Raw genomic sequence first — 266 nt, forward strand, 5'->3', positions numbered from 1 at the left:
AAATTCCGTGACGGCATGCCGGTGACCGGGCAGGCGGTGACGGTGATCCTGTCCTCGATCGACCGCATCAAGGAAATTTTGGCAGGCCTCGAAGCCACCGAAGCCGAGCCCGAGGGGACCGACCGCGACCTCATCGACAAGCTGGAAGCGATGGTCGAGCAGGGCATGGCCGCTATGGCGGCCGGTGCTGCTCCCGTTGCCGAAGCCCCGCCGCTGGTGCCGGAGGCCCCGGTTGCCGCTGCTGCGCCGGCCAAGGAGATGACGCA

General features: G+C 67.7%; 1 protein-coding gene. It reads left to right on the forward strand.

Annotated elements, in window-relative coordinates; genetic code table 11:
- A partial coding sequence (locus RAD10_RS42005) for a hypothetical protein (RefSeq protein ID WP_461622039.1) occupies positions 1-266 on the forward strand: 266 nt, incomplete at both ends.

This window comes from Bradyrhizobium sp. 23AC (assembly GCF_054863025.1).